Source organism: Psychrobacter sp. 1Y6 (genome assembly GCF_052258385.2).
Lineage (GTDB): Bacteria > Pseudomonadota > Gammaproteobacteria > Pseudomonadales > Moraxellaceae > Psychrobacter.
The window spans coordinates 372,668-395,070 of the sequence record NZ_JBQQEW020000001.1 but is presented as its reverse complement, the minus strand read 5'-3'; the positions used below and the strand labels follow the sequence as shown (position 1 = coordinate 395,070).

The window sequence follows — 22,403 nt, the reverse complement described above, 5'->3', positions numbered from 1 at the left end:
TAGCCACAAAGACTATTAAAAATAAATATCAAAAGTAAAAGCTAAAAACTCAAAATCAATTACTGATAACGATAACGAGCTGAACGCGCATGGGCTTCTAAGTCCTCACGCTGCGCTAAAATATCAGCTGTCTCAGCCAAAGGTTTACTACCAGATTCACTACAATAAATGATGGATGATTTCTTTTGAAAATCGTAAACACCTAACGGCGAAGAAAAGCGTGCAGTGCCCGATGTTGGCAGTACATGGTTCGGCCCTGCACAGTAATCCCCAATAGCTTCAGGCGTATGACGACCCATAAAGATAGCGCCGGCATGACGAATATCGTTTAACAGTGCGTCAGGATTATCAACAGATAACTCTAAATGTTCAGGAGCGATACGATTGATAAGCGCCATACCTTCGCTACGATCTTTTACCAGTATCAGTGCACCGCGATTTTGCAGCGAGTCACGCGCGATATCTGCTTTTGGCAGCTCAGCCAGTGCTTTTTCTATCTCAAGTGCTACTTCGTTGAGCTGCTCTTCGCTAGTCGTCACAAAGATAGCTTGTGCAATACGGTCATGCTCAGCTTGAGACAATAGATCCATCGCTAGCCAGTCCGCTCTATCTTGTGCTTCGCCTTCTGCATATACCAATACTTCTGAAGGTCCAGCAATCATATCGATACCAACTTGACCAAATACCGCGCGTTTGGCTGCGGCGACATATTTGTTGCCTGGTCCTGTGATTTTGTCCACGGCTGGAATCGTCTCAGTGCCGTAAGCTAAAGCTGCTACTGCTTGAGCGCCACCAATAGTGAAGACGCGATCGACTTGGGCCAAATGAGCCGCTGCCAATACTAACGGATTGAGCACGCCTTTAGGCGCTGGTACGACCATGATAACTTCAGTGACGCCAGCTACCTTAGCAGGAATGGCATTCATCAATACTGAAGAAGGATAAGAAGCCAAACCGCCTGGTACATAAATCCCAACGCGATCAAGTGGCGTGACTTTTTGACCCAATCGGTTGCCTAGCTCGTCTTCATACTGCCATGTTTCTTGTACTTGGCGCTCATGGAATGTCTGTACCCGAGTTGCGGCTGTGGTCAACGCTGTCTTTACTTTTTCATCAAGATTGGCAAATGCTTCAGCAAGTGCTTCTTTAGACAACTCTAACTCTTGCATCGACGTTGCTGGATGTTGGTCAAACTGCTGAGTCAATGCCAACACGACGCTATTACCATCAGCTCGTACTTGGGCGATGATATCATCGACGGTATGTAATAGTTCAGCATCATTGACTGTTTCAAAGGCAAGCAACTGTGTCAATTGACTATCAAAATCGGCATCTTGGGTACTTAACTGGCGCATGACCTAATCCTATATCTGAGCATAAAGTAGTGCTAAAAATGAACGGTTTGGAACTGAGTAAAGTAGATTTGCACGGTAAGAGTATTGTGACTTATTCTATGTCTTCTTGTCTGAATTTTACGATGATTTTATGTTTTCGCAAGCTAAGACAACAAAACCAGTTTAGCACGCTACGTCACTCATAGCCTGCTAAACTGGTTTAAAAATTTGTATAACCGTGCTTTATATTACCAATGACTTGCACTGGATCATTAGCTGTTGGCGATACTATTTTTAAAGCTATCTAAGATTGGTTCTAGTAGTGCAAATTTGCGCTTATAGCTCACTTGATTGACGATCAGACGGGATGAAACATCGCAAATATGATCGCGGGCTTCAAGTCCATTAGCGCGCAGTGTGTTACCTGTGTCGACCACATCGACGATTAAATCACCTAGACCGACCAATGGCGCAAGCTCCATCGAGCCGTAAAGCTTGATGACATCAACCTGCTGACCTTGGCTTGCAAAATAAGCACGAGCGACATTGACATATTTGGTCGCAATACGCAGGCGACGATTTGGCAACGGTGCATCTTTCACACCCGCAGTCATCAGTTTGCACTGAGCAATCTGCAAATCAAGCAATTCATAAACATGATTGGCACCATGCTCAAGCAGCACATCTTTACCCGCCACCCCAAAGTCAGCAGCGCCATGTTCGACATAGGTCGGTACGTCGCTGGCACGCAAAATCAATACACGCACATTTGGATTTGAGGTTGGAAAAATCAGTTTACGTGAGGCTTCAGGATCTTCTAAAAGATCAACGCCAGCAGCACGTAGCAGTGGCATGGTCTCTTCTAGAATGCGGCCTTTTGATAAAGCCAAGGTTAGACCTGAAAACTCATCGTTTACTTCGTTTAATAAACCGCTGGCTGGTAAAGATTTGCTTGTCTCAGTCATAATGACATCGTGTCCATGTGCAGTCCCCTATTGAAAGGGGAGTTTTTAATTTATAACGTAATATAGGTAACAGTCGATATTGAGTCAATCAATATTAAGCGTTGGTATTAATACGCTCGATGTTCACGCCTAAGCTACGCAGCTTGTCTTCAACATGCTCATAACCACGATCGATGTGGTAGATACGGTCAATCAGGCTCTCGCCTTCAGCAGTCGCCGCTGCCATTACCAACGACATAGATGCACGTAAATCCGTCGCCATGACTGGGGCTGCAGTAAAGTTTTCGACACCTCGTACTACCGCAGTGTGACCATCAACCTGAATAGACGCGCCCAAACGATTGAGCTCTGGTACGTGCATATAGCGGTTTTCGAAGATGTTTTCGATAAAAGTACTTGTACCGTCAGCTAAGCAAGCAATCGCCATTAGCTGAGCTTGCATATCCGTTGGGAAACCAGGATGTGGCTGTGTACGAATATCAACCGCTTTTGGACGGCCTTTCATTTGTGCGCGAATCCAGTCATCACCGCTCGTGATAGTTGCACCCATGTCTTCGAACTTCTCTAGCACTGGCGTCAATAATAGAGCAGATGTTTTTTTGGTCAATACATCGCCGCGTGTCATCAAGGCACCAGCAAGGTATGAGCCTGTTTCGATACGGTCAGGGACAACTGAGTACTCACAGCCGTGTAGACGCTCTACCCCTTCGATGGTCATCGTTGATGTACCGATACCGCTTATTTTGGCACCCATCGCAACCAACATATTAGCCAAATCAACCACTTCTGGCTCTAACGCACAGTTGCCTAAGACAGTTGTACCTTTGGCCAATGCTGCTGCCATGATGACGTTTTCAGTACCGCCAACGGTAATCATATCAAATGAGAAATTACAGCCTAATAGCTTGCCACCTTTTGGTGCTTGGGCCTTTACATAGCCATTTTCTACGCTAATTTCGGCACCCATCGCTTCAAACGCTTTTAGATGCTGGTCAACAGGGCGTGAACCAATCGCACAACCGCCCGGCAATGAGACTTCGGCTTCGCCAAAACGTGCCAGTAACGGCCCTAGCACCAAGATTGAAGCTCGCATGGTTTTGACCAAATCATACGGGGCATAAAAGTTATCGATACTCTTGGTATCGCAAGTGACCGTATCATCTTGCTTTTGGATTTTGATACCCATACCACCGATCAATTCAATCAACGTTCGCACGTCTTGTAGTGACGGCACGTTATGCAGTGTCGTTGGAGTCTCAGCCAATATCATAGCTGCGAGTAACGGCAAAGCGGCATTTTTGGCGCCTGAGATGGTGACTTCCCCTGCGATACGACTACTACCAGTGATTAAAAATTGATCCATAAAGGTGACAACCTAGCGATGAGTATAGAAAATTATGAAAACCAGAATTACAGTCCTCAACCATACATATGGCCGATTCAGTAATATCTAGTCATATAGACAGCTATTTGATTAGCCTTTTGATTGAACGTCCCACTCAGCAGGCGTCAGCGCCTGGATATTGAGTGCGTGAATATCGCCACTCGCAATCTTATCATTGACTAACGCATACACTGCTTGCTGACGTTGAACCGCGCGTTTGCCTTCAAAGCTGGCATCGACCACGCGTACGTCAAACTTATTACCTTGGTTGGCAGCTTGAATAAAAGCGTCTGGGAAGTGAGTCTGTAAAAATGCGATCAAATCGTCAGCGTTCATGCTCATAGAATAGTCTGCCTTAAAGTTTAGAATAGGGTATAGATTTAAAGTGATGACATTATAACAAGAGTTTGCATATCTTACAGTACTGTCTTACTCAAGTGTGTTTAAGCATTGAGACAACGCTATCAATTAAACGGTAAAAAGTCGTCGATATGCATAGTGATAAGCTATTTGAGCGTTTTATCCAAGTAGGTCAAAACTTGCGCACGCACATCATTGACCCAGCGCAGCGGCGGTGCCATCGCGCCAATACTGGTTGCATGACTGGCCCCTTCGATTTCGCCCGTTTCAACGGTTACGCCTGCTTTTTTAAACGCTTCTGTCATTTTTATCGTATTCGTAACATGTACAATTTTGTCTTTTTCCGCCGTCAATAATAAATACGGTGGCTGCGCACCTTTAATCTGACGATCTGGCATCACCTCATCAGGTGTGGCATTAGGACCAAACGCTGTTGCACTACTGAACTTGCGGAAATCATAGCTATAAGGACCTGCAATCCCAATAACCGCTGCAATATCTGTTGGCTTAATACCATAAGGTGCCAAAAAGTCTTCGTTGGCAACGGCTGCAACGGCATTAAACGCGCCAGCAGAATGCCCCATCACCGCTAAGCGTGACGGATCTGCATGGAGGCTGGTCGCATTTTCAATACTCCAAGCAATCGCTTGAGCCGCATCTTTGACATAGTCAGGATAGACGTGCTCAGGCGCTTTACGGTAATTAATCACTGCGGTGACATACCCTGCTTTGGCTAAGCTCTGACCGACAAATGCATATTGTTCTTTATTGCCGCTCTCCCATGAACCACCATGGACAAATACCACCATAGGATAGCTAGTGTTGATAGTACTCTGAGATTTCATTGCTTGTGCTAGCGGTTTTGGATAATAGATATCTAGGTCTTGTGAAGGCTGATCACCATATAAGATATCCTTACTCACCCCAACGCCGCCACTAGAAGTAATCCCATTGACGATAGCCAACGGCGATAGTGCCTGTGCGTTTTGCGTGGCTAACGCGATACTGCCCAATGCCAATATTGCCGCACCACCAAATCTCAACGTTCGTGTTTTCTTATGAGCAGGTTTATTGTGTATGCCTATATTACCAATGACACTTGTTTCTTTATTTGGTTGTATATTTGCCTGTGAATCCTTCATGACCAGTATCCTATTATATTTATTTATCAATCAGTAGTAACAGGCTAACAGCGATAATGGTTCATCCATTAGCCAATGAGGTTTTTGATATTGGTATCATTGGCTAATGCGCTGACTCTGCTACGTTTTACTATTGATATAGTACTCACTGGCTGAAGATTTCTCGTGCCTTTACTGTTATCACTATTTAGGCTTATTGTGATTAATGTCATTTATCGCTTGGCGAACTAGAGTGCCTACTGGTTCTGATAAAGGTCAATATAAGGGCTTGATGACGGCTGCGTAGTATTGGTCTCTTCTTCCGTTATGACAATAGGCGTTGCCGTGCTGATAGTAGTATCTTGGGCAGCTGGCGCTACTGCAGGATTGGCCAAATTATTCTCATACATGATGTCATCATTATTTATTTTGACACCTCTATCGTCAACGACAGTCGTCAGCAATACCAACTCAGTGACCCCAACGGTGCCATTAGCGATATCAATCAGATGACTTTGCTGAGTAGGTGTAATACGACCCATAATATAGACCACGCCATTATTGGTAACGGCTTTAATTTGTGAAGCACTCACACCATCGCTAGCGGCTATTTTCGCCAGTAGCTTTGAAGTGATATAACCATCATGAACCGTTGAGCTATACCCTTTTGAAGCACTCACTTCCATCTCATTATAGACACGGCGTACATCTGGCATAGAGCTAACAACTTTTTCTACTTCTGCTTTGAGCGTTTCAGTTGGTACTTCACCTGTGAGCAATACTTCGCTGTTGAAGCTATCGATACCCATACGGCTGGTTTGCTGCAAGTCTTCTTTTAGCCCGTATATATTGATTTTGGCAGTATGTTCAATACTACGATCGAGCAGACGCTGCGGAATCGTGCGCTCAGTCATTGGCACGCCGTACGTTCCTTCTGTACTGTTGGTCAGATAGTTGGTGGCACAACCTGTACTGACAACGCAGGCAGCAATCATAATGCCAGTCGTAATACGGCGTGATGAACCAAAAATAGCAGTGCGCAAATGCATCGGTGTCATTATTTACCTCTTAGAACATGGTTGTGACAATTTTATAAATTGAACAAATCTTAATCTAGGCCGTGTTTTTATTTTGGAGAAAACACGCTCTAGTAGTGACGAGCTAAACGTAGCTGTAAGCTAATACTGTATCTAATTTATAGGAACTTGACTATAACCACTACTTTACTTAATTTTGGCCATCAGCGGTTAGCTTTTTAGTAACGAACCTTACTTGTCAGATGTGGTTAGATGCTTCATTTGGCAGCATCTATCTTATTTACCTTATTACCATGCACTGGCTATAAAAGCATTTTGAATCCATTCTGGTTGATGGTCTAACTGCCCATTTTTTGAATTTGACTTACTCATCGTGTTGTAAGCAATGACATCAAACCGGCAATCACAATGAGCATATTCAGGATACTGCTGCAAAAAGGACTGTGCTGTCTTAATCACTTTGCGTTGCTTGCTTGTCGTCACGCTGAGTGCTGCATCGCCATAATTCGAGAACTTGCGCTGGCGAACTTCAACAAATACTAATGTTGACCATGCTGAACCTGTCTCAATCATGACCAGATCCAACTCACCTACTTTTGGCTGTTGCCAATTTTGCGCGACTAACCTTAACCCTTGAGCTTGTAAATACTCACACGCCTGCTGCTCAAACCGACTACCTTGGCGTTGTTTTGGTGAGGTTAAGATTAAGGGCTTATGGTTCGGCATAGGTCGATTGGTCTGATTAACATTTGAGAATTATCATAGCACAACATGCTAAACTAGCCACTTCTGCGCATTCTACTCTCGCAATCTATCGATTTCTTCACTCATTATTTGATTGAAAAACCATAGACAAAGACTGTACATACTAGCGCACTATTATTTTTTAACGTCTTTTTAACGACCCGAGGTTTTCATGTCTACCCCTACTGCGATGCCAGCTTGTCTCTATATCGTTGCCACGCCAATTGGCAATATGTCCGACATGACATCGCACGCAATTGATGTCTTAAAGCAGGTCGCCATTATTGCCTGCGAAGACACCCGCACCTCAGGTAAATTACTGTCACATTTTGGCATCGATACCAAAGGCAGTAAGGCTGACGAGACAAAAGACTCAGAGACTCGTCCTACCAAAAGCAGTATCGAAAATGATGACACGACGACAAAGCAAAAAGGTCACAATAAGCTATGGGCCTATCATGAACACAATAGTGCCATTCAAACACCTAAAATTATTGAAATGATTGAGCAAGGTCATTCGGTAGCACTGATTAGTGATGCAGGTACACCTCTGGTCAGTGATCCAGGTTATCAACTGGTACAAGCCGCGCACGAAGCTGGCGTGACCGTATCACCTATCGTTGGGGCTTCTGCTGCCATTGGCGCATTGTCAGTAGCAGGGTTGCCTTCTGATCGATTTAGTTTTATTGGGTTTTTGCCAGCCAAAACGCATGGTCGTCAAAAACAGCTGAGCGATCTAATCGCACGTACCGAAACTTTAATCTTTTATGAAGCGCCGCATCGCATCATAGCTAGTTTAGAAGACATGGCAGCGATATTTGGTGCAGATCGCGCAGTGACTTTTTGCCGTGAATTAACTAAGACGTTTGAGACGGTACATAAGAGCACCCTTGGCGAGTTGGTCGAGTTTGTCAAAGCAGATGATAATCAGCAACGTGGTGAGATAGTCGTGGTCGTCGCTGGCGTCGGTGTGGCAAAAGATACTGACGACATCAGTACGCATGATAAATTGCTACAGCGTTTGCTAGAGGATTTATCGGTCAAAAAAGCAGCTGCACTGGCCTCTGATATCACTGGCGTAAAGAAAAATGCGCTTTATCAGCGTCTACTAGAGTTACAAGCTGACTAGTTTTTAATAATAAGAAAGACAATCGTTTATAGATGAATTTAGGAGAAATAAGCAATGTACGATGTAATGGCAATAGGCAATGCGTTGGTTGATCACGAGTATGTGCTGTCAGATGCAGCATTAGAAGAGACCGAGCTGACCAAAGGTAATATGACGCTGGCTGGTATTGAAGAGCAGCAGCAACTACTGGCTTACTTTAAACTGGCTGAGATTGAGCCATCAAAACAAGCAGGCGGCGGATCCGCAGCCAACACCATGTTTACCTTTGCTAGCTTAGGCGGTAAGCCTTTTTATGCTTGCCGCGTCGGTGATGATGATCAAGGGGCATTTTATCTCAGAGACTTACACGAAGCAGGTGTCGCGACCTCAGACAAATCTATTCATGCAGGCGGTGTGACCGGCTCATGTGTGGTTGCCGTTACCGAAGATGGCGAGCGTACCATGCAGACTTATCTTGGCACCTCAAGTGAGATTGTCGCTGACAATGTTGATTTTGACGCATTGACTCAAGCAGATTGGCTATATATCGAAGGCTATCTAGCGATGTCTGAGAGCATCCAACCAGCAATGACTCAATTACGTCAGCAAGCCGGCATTCATAATGCAAAAATCGCGGTGAGCTTTGCTGATCCTGCGGTAGTAAAATTTGCCAAAGATGGCTTGCTCAATATGCTCGGTAACAAAGTCGCAGTGATATTCTGCAATAGCGAAGAAGCCAAGCTATTCACCGATAAAAAACAAGTCAAAGCAGCGGCGCGTGCCCTGCTTGAATACTGCCAAATTGCCGTCGTCACTGATGGTGCCAATGGTGCGGTAATCGCTCACCAGCCTAATGACGAGGCAGAAGTTGAGGTGTATGACGTTGCAACGCCAGCAGTGGCTAACGTCATCGATACCAACGGTGCAGGCGATAACTACGCTGGTGCTTTCTTATACGCATTATCACAGCAGTATAGTCTGCCAGAATGCGGTCGTCTTGCCAGCGAAATATCAGCACAAGTTATTCGGCAGTTTGGACCGCGTCTTGCCTCGCAGGATTATCGAGATATTGCGCAGCGTGTACTGTCTGCTTAATGGTTAAACACATCTGTTGGACGCAAAACAAAAAGCCCATATCGATTTGATATGGGCTTTTTTTATATTAGACTTGCTTAAACAGTTGGCTCAATTTAATAAGCTCTTTGTATTAAGCAGTAGCTAATGCTTGCGCGAGATCGGCTTTGATGTCTTCGATATGTTCGATACCAATCGACAGTCTTACCATATCCGTACTAACGCCTGCATTTTCTAGCTCTTGCTCATTTAACTGACGATGGGTCGTCGTCGCTGGATGACAGGCCAATGATTTTGCATCACCGATGTTTACCAAACGAGTAATCAGTTGCAGCGCATCGATAAAGCGCGCACCAGCTTCTAGTCCACCTTTGACGCCAAAGGTCAAGATAGCAGAAGGCGTGCCTTTCATATATTTTTTGGCAAGCTCGTGCTCAGGATGGTCAGACAGACCTGCGTATTTCACCCAAGCAACTTTATCATGGTCACGCAGATATTCTGCGACGGCTTGTGCATTTTGCACGTGACGCTCCATACGCAGACTTAGCGTCTCCATACCTTGCAAGATACCAAAGGCATTTAGCGGGCTAAGCGCTGCGCCAGTATTACGTAATGGCGCAACGCGGGCACGGGCAATAAAGGCTGGTGCGCCTACATCTTTGACGAAGTTTACTCCATGATAGCTGTGATCTGGCGTATTCAACAGTGGAAAACGCTCAGGATAATCACCCCAAGCAAACTTACCGCTATCAACAATCGCACCACCGATTGAAGTACCGGTTCCGCTCATATATTTGGTCAATGAGTGAATCACAATATCTGCACCAAACTCAAACGGACGGCATATCGCCGGCGTCGCCACGGTATTATCAATCACGACAGGCACACCGTATTCATGAGCGACATCACTAAGCGCTTGAATATCCACAATATTACCGAGTGGGTTACCGATACTCTCGGCAAACACCATTTTGGTCTTGTCATCAATCAAGTCACGAATGGCTTCTGGGTCTTTATGATCAAAGAAGCGCACTTCGATACCTTGACGCGGCAATGCATGGGCAAACAAATTGTAAGTACCACCATATAGCGTTGATACAGCGACGATATTGTCGCCTGCTTCGCAAATGGTCTGAATTGCATAAGTGATGGCAGCCATACCAGAGGCTACGGCAAGCGCACCGATACCGCCTTCTAACGCAGCCACACGCTCCTCTAGCACTGCGTTGGTTGGATTCATGATACGAGTATAGATATTGCCTGCAACCTTTAAATCAAACAGATCTGCACCATGCTGAGTATTATCAAACGCATATGAACTGGTATGATAAATAGGCACGGCGACTGCTTTGGTCGTTGGCTCTACACTATAGCCAGCATGAATCGCTAAGGTCTCAAGACGTTGAGGGGTTTTTGATTGAGGAGTTTCTGATTGCTGGGCTGTTTGCTGGTCTGCTGATCCGTCACTCATAGTACATTCCTTTATTTTGATAAAAGATGATTTGTTGACGACATATTGCTCAAAGTCACCTTAAAAAACTGTCTGCTAAATCATAGCAATAAAAAAAGCTGAGTTCATCATAACTCAGCTTCTTTATTAAAAGAATAGCAAAATACTCATCTCTTCATGACAAATATTCATAAGCAGCAAACCAAACAGGCATATCTATACTAGAGATGATGGCCACCTTTGTAGCAGCCACTTTGCTTTTAACTATTTTTTATTTTATTTGTAGTAAGCATTCTCTGTACGAGTATGGTCAGTTTCATCAACCACTTGGGTCAATTCTGGAATTTGCTGTTTTAGCTGCACTTCAACGCCTTGACGTAGAGTCATATCAACCGCTGAGCACCCTTGGCAACCACCACCAAATTTCAATACAGCGGTTAGACCAATGCCTTCTTCATCAATCAGCTCAAGCAACTGTACGTCACCGCCATGCGCTGCCAAGCCAGGGTTAATCTCTGACTGCAATACATAGTTGATACGCTCTTCGACACTGGCATCAGCGCCTACTTTAGGCACTTTAGAGTTTGGTGCGCGGAAAGTCAACTGACCACCGAAACGGTCTTTATTATAGTCGATGACCGCGTCTTCTAGATAAGGTACCGACGCCGCCTCAATAAAGGCAGAGAAGTTTTCATACGTAAAACGCAAATCAGCGCTATCTTCTTCGCCCGGCTGGTTATAAGCCATGCAACACTCTGCACGCGGCGTACCAGGATGCTCAACGAAGATACGCACACCGATACCATCGGTATCTTGCTTAGACAACAAATCTGCTAAGTAGCCTTGAGCTGACTCAGTGATAGTGATGTTACTTTTTGCTTCGACTTGCTCGGTATCTAGGGCTGATTCATAGCCAGCAGTTTGGTCTAGTTGGTTATCAGCTTGGTTTTGCTCACTCATAATGTTTCCTATGGCGTTATGACACAAACGCTATATCTATTATTGCTACTGTGTCGTGAATTTGGATTTTTAAAATGTTTACGATTTATATAAGGCATGCAGACTGGCAATGATTGGTATTTATTATTGTATGACATTGGTCGACATGAGTATAAAGTTTAATCCGTCTATAGCAGTCATTATACCTGAATCACACATCAATTCCGACCACGCTACTGTGAATTGAACTGAGGCTATTGTAAATGGTTGTCATTGGTTTTTTTAATGATGCTAACAGGCGGCAAAGTAACTCAATATGTAAACCATGACGGATAAACACGCTGAATGACTATGTTGGCTGCCAAGTTATTCTCTATATAAAGACAGCGGTACCATTTATCAAGCGCACTCAGCTTTTTCGATATGCCATACCGTTCACATCTAGTCCGAGCAAGTCATCTGGTTTTGACGTAGTATTGTTAATTTGAATGATTGTGCGCAGTAGCGTTATTAGCATGGTAGCTTTTAATTGCCTTGTATAAATATCAGCTTGTATAAAGATTATGTATTTTTTGGATAGGATCATTTTATGATGACACGGACGTTGCACCTAGTAACTACCAAGGATGATGAGAAAATTGCCATTTGGAAAGTAGTCGATAATCCAGACAAAGATACGATAGCTAACACGTCAGAAAACAGCCTGCCTAACATCACACCGCAAAACATATTTTTGACGCATGGTACGTTTTCTGACAAGCAAACTTGCCTCAAAATCGCCGAATATTTTGCAGGGCTTGGTCATCATTGCTACATTATGGAATGGCGCGGACATGGTGATAGCTCGCTACCGAAAGAAAAATTCAACTTTGAGACCGTCGCCACTTACGACTATGAAGCGACTTTTCGTTATTTCTTTGAAGAATTAAAATTCAATAACCTGCACTGCGTTACTCATAGTGGTGGCGGTGTTGGTTTGACCATGTTTCTTGTCCAAAACCCAAGCTATATCGATAAGGTCAATAGCATCAGTATGTTTGCCTGCCAAGCTTTTGGCGCAGTAAAGGACTCGACCAGCCACGCGAAAATCTTTATGGCCAAGATAGTTACTCGACTGGTCGGCTTTATACCCGCTAAGCAATTAAAGGTAGGCCCTTTTAACGAAAGCTACTATACGATGACCCAGTGGTACGATTGGAATTTGCGTAAAAACTTTAAAAGTAGTTTTTTGAAAAAGGCTAATTTTGATAAAGGTAGAGCGAATACAGATGAAATAAACGAAATCACTTACCAGCAAAAGAATGCTGGCGATGACTTTATTGACTATCGACATCATATGGCTCAGATTACCATTCCCGTTTATTCTATTAGCGCAAAAGGCGATAAGTTTATCTCCCCTACTTGCGGCTGTCGTTTGTTTTTTGATGGCTTTAACAATTCAACCAATGTCTTTCGAGAGTACTCGCTCAGTAACGGCGATTTAGATGATTATACGCACAGTCGTATTATGATTAGCCGCAATGCTGCAACAGAGATTTGGCCAACGGTGACGGCATGGATAGAGAAGCATGCCAGTTAAAGTAGAGATATCGTTTGGACAATTTCGATAATGACACACCCCTAAACATCTTTATACTTGTCAGAAAGTCATAGGCTGTGTCAGTATTAGCGTCATTAATTTTTAATCAATAAAAATAAGTCGTAGGAAGTTGGCGTCTATGAGTGAATTATCAGAGCAACAGTCAGATAAGCAAAACCTAGATCAGAAAAGCAGTAAACACTATCGCTATCTAGTCTTTATCGGTCGCTTTCAGCCGTTTCATGCTGGTCACAAAGCCGTCATCGATGAGGCATTAAAACGCTCAGACGAAGTGATTATGCTCATTGGCTCAGCCAACTTGCCACGTAGCTTACGCAATCCTTTTAGCGTCGCTGAGCGTGCCGCAATGATTAAAGGTGCCTACGCTGAAAAAGAAGCCGCACGCATTCACTGTGTTGGCTTAGATGACGCACTCTACAATGACACCCGCTGGCTACAGTATGTGCAGGCAGGTGTAAAATCTGTCACTGGCGACTTGCAGACGGATATTGGTTTGATTGGTCATTCAAAAGACAGCTCATCGTACTATTTATCACTGTTCCCCAACTGGGACTCTGTGTCAGTGCCCAATTATCATAACTTATCAGCCACGCCTATTCGCGACAGCTATTTGATGGGTGCCACGCCAACACCTGAGCGTACGCCTGAGTCTACGCGCAATGTCCTCGATGCATTCAAAAAAACTGACGATTATCATCAGCTGCATGAAGAAGCAGACTTCATCGATAAATATAAAAGACAGTGGGAATCAGCACCATATCCACCGACCTTTATGACTGCCGATGCATTGATTGTACAGTCAGGCCATATCTTACTGGTTGAGCGACGCAGTATGCCAGGTCGTGGACTCTGGGCGCTGCCAGGTGGATTTCTAAATCCAAAAGAGACGCTGTTTGATGCTTGTATCCGTGAACTGCGTGAAGAAACTCGCCTCAAGGTGCCTGAGCCAGTACTGCGCGGCTCTTGCCATAGCCAACATACCTTTGATGACCCGTATCGCTCAGCGCGTGGTCGCACCATTACTCAAGCGTTTTATTTTCAACTCAAAAATGATCCAAAAGGTCTGCCAAAAGTAAAAGGCGGCGATGATGCGACCAAGGCATTTTGGCTACCCTTGGCAGAGCTTGATGCAAAAATGATGTTTGAAGATCACTACGCGATTATTACTAAAATGGTTGGCTTGTAGTTCGCTGCTAATCGTTTTTTCTAGTAGCTTTTTTTAGTAGTCTTTTTCTAATAGCTACTTGAGCAAATTATTATCAAAACAACTATCACTAAATATCGCACTAATAATTTGATATCAACGCCGATAGACGGCAATCAACCGCCGCCACTGCTCTTTCAGTAAAGCAGCTGCGGCATTTCAAAGCAGAGGAGTTCTGTGATGTATACCAGCAATCTAAACAACTTAATCTTAAATAGCGACAGCTATAAGACTTCACATTGGGTGCAATACCCAAGCGGTAGTGAATATCTGTCAAGCTACATTGAGGCGCGCAAGGGCGACTACGATGTGGTGTTCTTTGGTTTACAAGCCTTTATCAAAGAGTACTTAAGTACACCTATTACTCATCAAGATATCGATGAAGCCGAAAAAGTTATTCAGGCGCATGGCCTAACCTTCAATCGTGCTGGTTGGGAGCACTTGATCGAAAAACACGACGGCTATTTGCCATTGCGTATCCAAGCCGTACCCGAAGGCAGTATCGTGCCTGTGTCCAATGTAGTCTGCCAAGTGATCAATACTGATCCTGAGTTTTACTGGCTACCCAGCTATATCGAAACAGCGCTATTGCGTGCGATTTGGTATCCATCCACGGTCGCTAGTGTTTCTCACTATTGCAAAGACATTATCCGTCAAGCGTTAGAGAAATCAGCGGACAATACAGAGTCCTTGCCTTTTCGCTTGCATGACTTTGGCGCGCGCGGTGCATCGAGCCAAGAAACGGTTGCACTCGGTAGCTTAGCGCATTTGGTCAACTTTGCTGGTACTGACTCGATGACAGCGCTTATCGCTGCTAGTCGCTGGTATCAGATGAGCGATGATATGCCTGCATTCTCTATTCCAGCGGCCGAGCACAGTACGATGACAGCTTGGGGACGTGATGGCGAGACTGCTGCTTTTCATAATATGATCGAGCAGTTTGGCGGCGAAGACAAAGCCTTTTCGGTCGTCTCAGATAGTTATGATTTATGGAATGCCATTGACAATATCTGGGGCGACGCCTTAAAAGACGAAGTCAAAAATATGGGCGGCACCTTAGTCATTCGTCCAGACAGTGGCGAGCCTACCAAAGTCGTCCGTGAAGCGTTAGAGCGCTTGGCAGTGAAGTTTGGCACTACGGTAAACAGCAAGGGCTATAAAGTGCTGCCCGACTACGTACGCATCATCCAAGGTGATGGCATTAGCTCGCAAAGCTTAAGCAAAATTATTGATGTGGTAATCAAAGCAGGCTTTAGCATAGAAAACGTGACGTTTGGTATGGGCGGTGGTCTATTGCAGCAAGTCAACCGCGACACCATGAGTTGGGCAATGAAATCTAGCGCTATCTCTATCGATGGCGTATGGAAGGATATTTATAAAGATCCTGTCACCAGCCGCTCAAAACGCTCGAAAAAAGGACGATTGGCACTGGTAAAAGACGACAGCGGCCAGTTAGCAACCATAAAAGAAAATGAGATGAGCGACCCAACTGACGATCTATTACGTGATGTCTACGTCGATGGTAAATTGTTAATTGAAGACAGTCTTACGACTATTAGGGAACGTGCAGGATGGTAGACACTAGTAAACTGACATCGGTCGCAAAGGACGTTTTACTTGCCCCTGTCTACCTCTATCAAGGTCGAAAAATCAAGCGTGGTACAGTCCGCTTGCCTGAACCACATGGTGAAAGGCACGGCATGATTGAGCTGCCTCAAGCGGATAATAAGGTATCAACGCAAGACGCTAAGACATTTAACCTCATGGTCGTTGGCGATTCGGCAGCAGCAGGCGTGGGTAGCCAGACCCAGCAAGAAGCGTTGGTCGGTAAGCTCATACCGATACTGGAGCAAAACAAAGCTATCCAATCGAACTTTGCTCGACTCAATTGGTCATTGCAAGCGACAACAGGTCATACTAGCTTTGATATTCTACGCAGGTTATATGTCTTACCCGCTCCTGAGCAGCCTATTGATGTGATGTTGCTAAGCGTAGGAGTTAATGACACGACGTCCAACGTCTCTGTGCATAAGTGGCAACAGCAAATTGAAGACATTATCAATATCGCACAGCGCAAATTTGGCGTACGAGAATTGGTTTTTTTAAGTTTGCCGCCGATGGCGCAAATGCCTGCAATCCCTGCCCCGCTCAATAACTTTGTGGGTGCAAAAGCATCGGTGCTTGATGGGATATTGCAGCAGGTCTGTGCGGCTCATGCTGGTGTTACGTATATGGCAACCGACTTTACACGGATGCTAGAAGAGCATGCGAATGGCTCGGCTATCGATATCAATGTGATGTTTGCCAGTGATGGATTTCATCCTAGCAGTCTGATGTACGGCTATTGGGCACAGCAGATCGTAGAGACTATTATTCAGTTACTAGATTCTGTTCAGTTATTAGACTTATCTACCACTGAGTTTGAGCGCTAAATAGCCTGATAGCCTGATTTTTAGATAATAGAAAATTAAGCAATAAAAAACCGCTGAATAATCAGCGGTTTTTTATTGCTTAGCAAAATATATTTACACCATAAGTGCAAATTATTCAGCAGCGTCTGCAGCTTTCTTGCTACGGCCGCCAAATGCGCCAAAGCGTTTGTTGAAGCTTGCAACACGACCTTCAGTAGAAGTTTTACGTTGCTCACCAGTATAGAATGGATGCGACGCACTTGAGATATCAAGTGGGTAGTATGGGTATTCTTTACCTTCGTATTCACGAGTCGCTTTAGTCTTAGCAGTTGAGCGAGTCAAAAAGAACACGTCAGCGTTAGTGTCGTGGAATAAAACTTCTTGGTAATTAGGATGGATATCTTTACGCATAATATACTCTCTAGGTCCGATGTATGTACGACGTCTAAATACAGCATCATCGATGATGTATCAGACAAATAATGACATACGTAACTGAGGCACTAAGGACATTACAAGTATGGCAACTGCGTCACTGGCTTATTCCAGCACCCAACACCACCCTTCTGTTCGCTTAGCCTTTCCCCAGCGGGAAAATTAAACCGCGATTTTAACGGTTTTTGATTCAAGACGCAAGGAGCAGTTGTGATAGAGATATGTGATAAGTTGTCACTGAAAGCTCGAGAGTATTGAGATAGATGATTGATTTTAGTACAGTAATAAAGTTAGTTAAATTAATCAATTATATCTACTATTGTAGATAATCTAACTAAATACAACCTTAGCTCTTAATTGTACATACTATGCTTAAAGGGTACAGCTACGCGATACAAACTCCATTTAAACATCGCTACTAACAACTAATTTACTTCTCAATCACTCATAACTTAATTAGATTAAATAAGGATCATTTAATGATAAATACTAAAATAAGCACGGCCACCAAAGCACTATTTATTGGCTCAGCATTAGCAGTTACTACCATAGCAAGCGCCGCCCTACCGACCCAATGGCAGCTAGATGACTCACATACTCGCGTCGGATTTTCTGTGAGTCATATGGGATTCTCGACCACCATGGGTCACTTCAGTGATGTCGAGGGCATGGTGAATTATGATATGAAAGCACCAAATCAAACTAGCATGAACTTTACCATTGCGACCGATAGTATCGATACCAATTGGGATGCCCGTGACAAGCATTTAAAGACTGATGAGTTTTTTAATGTTGCAAAGTATCCAAACATGACTTTTAAATCTACTCAGGTCACATTCATCAATCCACAACAGGCTAAAGTAACCGGTGACTTCACTTTGCTTGGTCAAACCAAACCACTAACCTTAAATGTCACGTTAAACAAAATCGCTAATAGCCCTCTTACCAAAGAGCCAGTCGTTGGTTTCCGTGCCACTGGTACACTTGATCGCGCTGCTTATGGTATGACCGCTTACGCTGACGGTATCACGACCAACGTCCCTATCCAAATTGATGGTGAGCTAGTAGAAAAAAAATAATTGTAAGCTTATAGCTCTCTAACGGCTTTCTACAAAAACAAGAAAGGCAGCACTACCCTCGTTTATAGAGGCAGGCTGCTTTTTTATTTCCTATAGACTCTTCTACGCTCTTATCACGTATATTCATTATTTTACATAAAAGATTTTTATATACTTGAAGGCTTCATACTTTGTTGTTATATTCGTATATACGGATTTACGAATATATAACGCAACACTGAGGGAGCAGCAACGTGGATACAGTACAAGTTGATTACATAGCGATAGATGCTGAGTGGGATAAGAAGGTATCAAGTCATCATTTTGATATATACCACTTGTCTGGTTGGATTGCGGCCTCAGCTGTCATCGATAAGGGCAAGCCTCAAGGCATCATCGCTCACTATAAAAACAAGGAAGTATTGTTACCCATTATAATTAGAGACATTGACTCAGAGCACTGGGATGCTACTTCCACTTATGGTTACGGGGGGCCGTTGATGGACAAAACCCTCACTGATGCCGAGTTAGACGTCGTACTAGATGAGATAAGAGCTTTTCTTTGCGAAAGAGGCTGCGTGTCTTTGTTTATGCGGTTGCACCCGATTATTAATAAAGAATGGATACCCACAGTTGGCAAAGCACTGACTCACGGACTGACCTTGATGTCTGATTTGAGTAAGTCAGAAGAAGAGCATTGGAGCGAAACACAAAATCGACATCGCCGTGGTATCAAAAAAGCCATAAAAATGGATGTCGTGACAAAAACAGAATTCTTGACTAGGCAAAACGCGATGGTGTTCTCAGACATTTATAAAGAGACGATGCGACACGTCAATGCCAGTGATTACTACTTCTTTGATGATGATTATTTTTTTAATTTGCTTGAGAACCTTCAAGAAAAAATACTGTTGATAACCGCCTATCAAGACGATAAACCAATCGGGTCCTCTATATATACGCTCTGCCAAGAGTCTGGCATTATGCAGTTCCACCTTGGCGGCACGCTGAACGCCTATACGCATCTGCAACCTTCTAAACTTATCACTCATGTCGCTCGCAATTGGGGACGAGAGAACCGTTATGAGGTGCTACATCTTGGTGGCGGCGTTGGCTCCAATTTAGATTCTTTATATGAGTATAAGAAAGGCTTTAGCTCGCAAGAGTTACTATTTAAGACTTATAGACTCGTTGTTAATGCAGTGAAATATACAGAATTAGTAGCTGATATCTGGTTCATGGAAAGTGATCTGCTCTCAGACTTTTTTCCTTTATATAGAAAAGAGCCTAGCAAAGAAGAAGTGTTAGAGACCATTCAGGTTGAGCCTTTAGCAAATGTGACATAGTACAGGTCACATCTATTATTAGAGAATATACGCACGGTAGTATTCTCGATAGCGGAAAATAGAACCAAACAAACAAAAAGCAGCCTGCTTCTATGATTGAAAACAGGCTGCTTTTTTATCTTAACGTTTTCGAGTCAGTCTATATCTAATGCGTACTATTTACTTGGGATAACGTGCCAAACGCCAAGTTTATCATCACCGTCTTTGTCACCAACTTTTGTATCGTTAGCATAGAAGTATAAAGGCTTACCGTTCATTGCCCATTGATATTTGCCATCTTCACGCTTGAATGCAGCGAACTGACCTGAGGCTTTGGCATCACTGGGTGCTTTGAAAATTGGCCACACAACTTGGCAGGCTGCACCGCAATCTGACTTGTTCATAGAGTCTTTATCAAACGTATATAACGTCATATGGTTAGTAGCATCTACCAATACCCCATTCTTGCTAGTGACTGGTGCGGTATTATTGCTCGCTGCCTGTACTTCATGCGTACCCGACATATCATTACCGACTACGTTTTTTAAAGTAGTACAGCCAGTTAGTGCCAATACACCTGTTAGTGCCGATAACATCATTATATTTTTCATCATAACTTCCTTGTAATTTTAGTCGTATTTTTTATAGCGATAAGCCTGTGGTTGTTTACTTTGTCGACTGTCCCTATTGTTAATTTTGACCTTTGTAATTCTGAACAGTCATCAAAACAGAACCTACGCTTCTTGTTAAGCAAAATGAATATAGCATATGCATTTAAGTTATCTCGGCTACCAATATATATACTTACAAAAGCGATCGAATTTTACAAAACAATAAAACGAGCTTATTTTCGATTTCACAAGTTTGCCACTTCTCTCGTTTACTCTATTTTTAGACAGGCTCGTTTGTCTGAAAAAATTCACACATATAGCGACTCGTTGACAAAACTCATGCATCTTCTTACGTATTTCCCATCATATTGTCTGTAGTTCTTCGTAAAATAAACCTATAGAGATGAAGAGTGGCTAAACAATAGAAAAGATGACTATTGAAGTTCAGATTTGTGTGTTGAACTTAATTACCTTCGCACTCATATCAAGAAATATAGAACATTTGATACATATACCGAGCACGGCCTAATACAGATGCTATTAAGGATACAACGACGACAATGACTCAGTCTTTTGATAAAAAATACGCTCAATCCTTTAATCGTGATGCTCATTCTGGGGTGTTATCTTATGGGGCACAAAACACTCAACCTAAAAAGCGTGTTGGCATTTTGGGCGGCGGTACTGCGGGATCGACGATTGCGATTCGACTTGCTGCGTTAGGATTAGAGACCTATTTGTTTGAAAAGAAAAAATCCCTCATTGATGGTCCACCTATGTGTCATTTGCACGCAGGTGGTAATTTATATCGTGAAATACCGGATGAGGATTGCGTAGCGCTGCTTAAGCAATGTATCGATATTTTACGCTTATATCCGCATACTATTGACGTTCGTCCTACTGTGTTTGCCGTACCGACACGTGACGAGGGGCTGCCTGAAGACTTACTACCGCGTTTAGATATTCTGACTGATGCTTATCAAGAACTGATCGAGCAAGATGCTAATAATAAAGTATTGGGTGAGCCTGAAGATTACTACCAACTTTATAGCCATGAGCAATTGATTGAGTTGTCTGAACGTGAGCAAGTCGCTGTACCAAGTACAGTTGATGAATGGATGATTCCAGTCGCTAGATACTTAGATTTGAACAAAGTTAAATTTCCGTTAATTGTTGTTCAAGAATATGGCTGGAACATTTTTCGTTTAGCCGCTTCTGCCAAGCTTGCGCTCGAAGAGTACGACAATGCGCACGTGTTTACCGAAAATGCTGTACAAAAAGTCGTGCCGGTAGATTGTGAAAACTGTACCAACGCTGACCATCATGTCACCAAATGGCGTATCGACTATCAACAAATCCATAGTCAAGAACATGACTCTCAGCCTGAGTCTATCGAAGTTGATTATCTAGTCAATGCTTGCGGATTCCGTACAGGTGTTATTGATGATATGGTCGGTGTGGAAGTTACGCGTATGGTTGAGTTTAAATCGTCTTATGTGACCCATTGGGGCGATGCTGGTGGACAGATACCAGAGATTATCGTCTACGGTCAACGAGGCACGCCAGAAGGCATGGCGCAGCTTACGCCCTACCCTGGCGGATACTTTCAGATTCATGGTATGAGTAAAGCCATTACTCTGTTTGATGATGGTCTTGTCGCATCAAGTGAAGACAGTGCGCAGCCAAAACTGCCACAGCAATATGTGCACTATATTGAAGATGGTTGGGATAAAGCGCCCCTGCAAGCACGTAGCCAACAAGCGATTGAATATGTGGCTGAGTTTGTACCGACATTTAACAGCGCACGTACTGTTGGTAACGCGCTATACGGTGGACAGCAGATTCCTGGACAAGATGATACGCTGCGAGTAGCTGACGTGAGCTTGTACTCTAATATACGCTATGCCCGTGCAGAAAACGTCAAAGCATCTTCGACCTTGATTGCCGCTGATCAAATCGTTAATGAGCTGACAGATCTAGGCTTGATAGAGAACGATACACCTCTGAATCGTAGTCGCTATGCTCATGAGTGGTCGTACCTTGTCCATAACGATAGCCTCGCTGTCGATGAGGTTGCACGTGAGCTCGCTGAGCAGCGTGGATTCCCAATCGCGATGGCTGATGTTAATCATAGTATTCGTGAAGTAGCATTGGATGATCTCACGCCTGCTGATGCCTAATAGGCATGTTTCATTGATAGGTTGTTAACACATATAAAAAAGGAGCAGATAACCGAGGTTTGG

General features: G+C 43.7%; 20 protein-coding genes. 9 read left to right on the top strand and 11 right to left on the bottom strand.

Translation table 11 applies throughout. The features are described from left to right. Positions 1-59: 59 nt before the first annotated feature. From hisD to ACTXGF_RS15285, 7 genes are all read right to left on the bottom strand, one after another. The gene (gene hisD, locus ACTXGF_RS15315; RefSeq protein ID WP_443535471.1) at positions 60-1,355 is read right to left on the bottom strand and encodes a histidinol dehydrogenase; all 1,296 of its coding nucleotides are present in this window, start codon (positions 1,353-1,355) and stop codon (positions 60-62) included. Positions 1,356-1,606: 251 nt separating this feature from the next. Next, positions 1,607-2,299, bottom strand: coding sequence for an ATP phosphoribosyltransferase (hisG, locus tag ACTXGF_RS15310; RefSeq protein WP_101205353.1), 693 nt, complete (start codon positions 2,297-2,299; stop codon positions 1,607-1,609). A 94-nt stretch (positions 2,300-2,393) separates the two neighbouring features. Continuing rightward, positions 2,394-3,662, bottom strand: a complete 1,269-nt coding sequence (murA, locus tag ACTXGF_RS15305) for a UDP-N-acetylglucosamine 1-carboxyvinyltransferase (RefSeq protein ID WP_114701832.1) — start codon at positions 3,660-3,662, stop codon at positions 2,394-2,396. Between the two features lie 111 nt (positions 3,663-3,773). Then, on the bottom strand, positions 3,774-4,025 hold the full coding sequence (locus ACTXGF_RS15300) for a BolA family protein (RefSeq protein WP_102091608.1): 252 nt from the start codon (positions 4,023-4,025) through the stop codon (positions 3,774-3,776). 164 nt (positions 4,026-4,189) lie between these two features. Next, positions 4,190-5,185 carry an alpha/beta hydrolase gene (locus ACTXGF_RS15295; protein ID WP_443535474.1) on the bottom strand — a complete coding sequence of 332 codons (996 nt, stop codon included), beginning with the start codon at positions 5,183-5,185 and terminating at the stop codon, positions 4,190-4,192. A 236-nt stretch (positions 5,186-5,421) separates the two neighbouring features. After that, the gene (locus tag ACTXGF_RS15290; protein WP_443535476.1) at positions 5,422-6,222 is read right to left on the bottom strand and encodes a BON domain-containing protein; all 801 of its coding nucleotides are present in this window, start codon (positions 6,220-6,222) and stop codon (positions 5,422-5,424) included. Between the two features lie 267 nt (positions 6,223-6,489). Next, complete coding sequence (locus ACTXGF_RS15285; RefSeq protein WP_443535477.1) at positions 6,490-6,927, bottom strand: YraN family protein; 438 nt, start codon at positions 6,925-6,927, stop codon at positions 6,490-6,492. Positions 6,928-7,117: 190 nt separating this feature from the next. Between ACTXGF_RS15285 and rsmI the strand changes: the two genes are divergently transcribed. Both rsmI and ACTXGF_RS15275 read left to right on the top strand, forming a co-directional pair. Further along, complete coding sequence (gene rsmI, locus ACTXGF_RS15280) at positions 7,118-8,074, top strand: 16S rRNA (cytidine(1402)-2'-O)-methyltransferase (RefSeq protein ID WP_443535479.1); 957 nt, start codon at positions 7,118-7,120, stop codon at positions 8,072-8,074. 54 nt (positions 8,075-8,128) lie between these two features. Further along, positions 8,129-9,148, top strand: a complete 1,020-nt coding sequence (locus ACTXGF_RS15275; RefSeq protein ID WP_443535481.1) for an adenosine kinase — start codon at positions 8,129-8,131, stop codon at positions 9,146-9,148. Between the two features lie 112 nt (positions 9,149-9,260). Here ACTXGF_RS15275 and ACTXGF_RS15270 read toward each other — a convergent pair whose 3' ends face one another. Then, complete coding sequence (locus tag ACTXGF_RS15270) at positions 9,261-10,598, bottom strand: O-acetylhomoserine aminocarboxypropyltransferase/cysteine synthase family protein (protein WP_443535482.1); 1,338 nt, start codon at positions 10,596-10,598, stop codon at positions 9,261-9,263. A 255-nt stretch (positions 10,599-10,853) separates the two neighbouring features. Continuing rightward, complete coding sequence (nfuA, locus tag ACTXGF_RS15265) at positions 10,854-11,537, bottom strand: Fe-S biogenesis protein NfuA (protein WP_057761762.1); 684 nt, start codon at positions 11,535-11,537, stop codon at positions 10,854-10,856. A 568-nt stretch (positions 11,538-12,105) separates the two neighbouring features. On the opposite strand from nfuA, the gene ACTXGF_RS15260 reads away from it, so the two are divergent. The 4 genes from ACTXGF_RS15260 to ACTXGF_RS15245 all read left to right on the top strand — a co-directional run bounded on the left by ACTXGF_RS15260 (position 12,106) and on the right by ACTXGF_RS15245 (position 16,752). Then, a complete protein-coding gene (locus ACTXGF_RS15260; protein ID WP_443535484.1) occupies positions 12,106-13,095 on the top strand; it encodes an alpha/beta fold hydrolase in 990 nt (329 codons plus the stop codon). A 139-nt stretch (positions 13,096-13,234) separates the two neighbouring features. Continuing rightward, positions 13,235-14,302 carry a bifunctional nicotinamide-nucleotide adenylyltransferase/Nudix hydroxylase gene (locus tag ACTXGF_RS15255; RefSeq protein WP_443535486.1) on the top strand — a complete coding sequence of 356 codons (1,068 nt, stop codon included), beginning with the start codon at positions 13,235-13,237 and terminating at the stop codon, positions 14,300-14,302. A 198-nt stretch (positions 14,303-14,500) separates the two neighbouring features. Next, a complete protein-coding gene (locus tag ACTXGF_RS15250; RefSeq protein WP_443535488.1) occupies positions 14,501-15,898 on the top strand; it encodes a nicotinate phosphoribosyltransferase in 1,398 nt (465 codons plus the stop codon). After that, positions 15,892-16,752, top strand: a complete 861-nt coding sequence (locus ACTXGF_RS15245) for an SGNH/GDSL hydrolase family protein (RefSeq protein ID WP_443535490.1) — start codon at positions 15,892-15,894, stop codon at positions 16,750-16,752. Before ACTXGF_RS15250 ends, ACTXGF_RS15245 begins: the two co-directional genes overlap by 7 nt. Before the next feature lie 111 nt (positions 16,753-16,863). On the opposite strand, the gene ACTXGF_RS15240 is transcribed toward ACTXGF_RS15245, so the two are convergent. After that, positions 16,864-17,142 carry a type B 50S ribosomal protein L31 gene (locus ACTXGF_RS15240; protein WP_057761772.1) on the bottom strand — a complete coding sequence of 93 codons (279 nt, stop codon included), beginning with the start codon at positions 17,140-17,142 and terminating at the stop codon, positions 16,864-16,866. A 503-nt stretch (positions 17,143-17,645) separates the two neighbouring features. On the opposite strand from ACTXGF_RS15240, the gene ACTXGF_RS15235 reads away from it, so the two are divergent. Both ACTXGF_RS15235 and ACTXGF_RS15230 read left to right on the top strand, forming a co-directional pair. Continuing rightward, positions 17,646-18,245 (top strand): YceI family protein, encoded by a 600-nt coding sequence (locus ACTXGF_RS15235; RefSeq protein ID WP_443535492.1) that lies wholly within the window; start codon positions 17,646-17,648, stop codon positions 18,243-18,245. A gap of 233 nt (positions 18,246-18,478) precedes the next feature. Further along, on the top strand, positions 18,479-19,570 hold the full coding sequence (locus ACTXGF_RS15230) for a GNAT family N-acetyltransferase (protein ID WP_443535494.1): 1,092 nt from the start codon (positions 18,479-18,481) through the stop codon (positions 19,568-19,570). A 155-nt stretch (positions 19,571-19,725) separates the two neighbouring features. Here the strand turns inward: ACTXGF_RS15230 and ACTXGF_RS15225 are convergent, their stop codons facing one another. Then, positions 19,726-20,163, bottom strand: coding sequence for a COG4315 family predicted lipoprotein (locus tag ACTXGF_RS15225; protein WP_443535496.1), 438 nt, complete (start codon positions 20,161-20,163; stop codon positions 19,726-19,728). 557 nt (positions 20,164-20,720) lie between these two features. Between ACTXGF_RS15225 and ACTXGF_RS15220 the strand changes: the two genes are divergently transcribed. After that, positions 20,721-22,340: an FAD-dependent oxidoreductase gene (locus tag ACTXGF_RS15220; protein ID WP_443535498.1), complete on the top strand. Its 1,620-nt coding sequence runs from the start codon at positions 20,721-20,723 to the stop codon at positions 22,338-22,340. Positions 22,341-22,403: the final 63 nt, after the last annotated feature.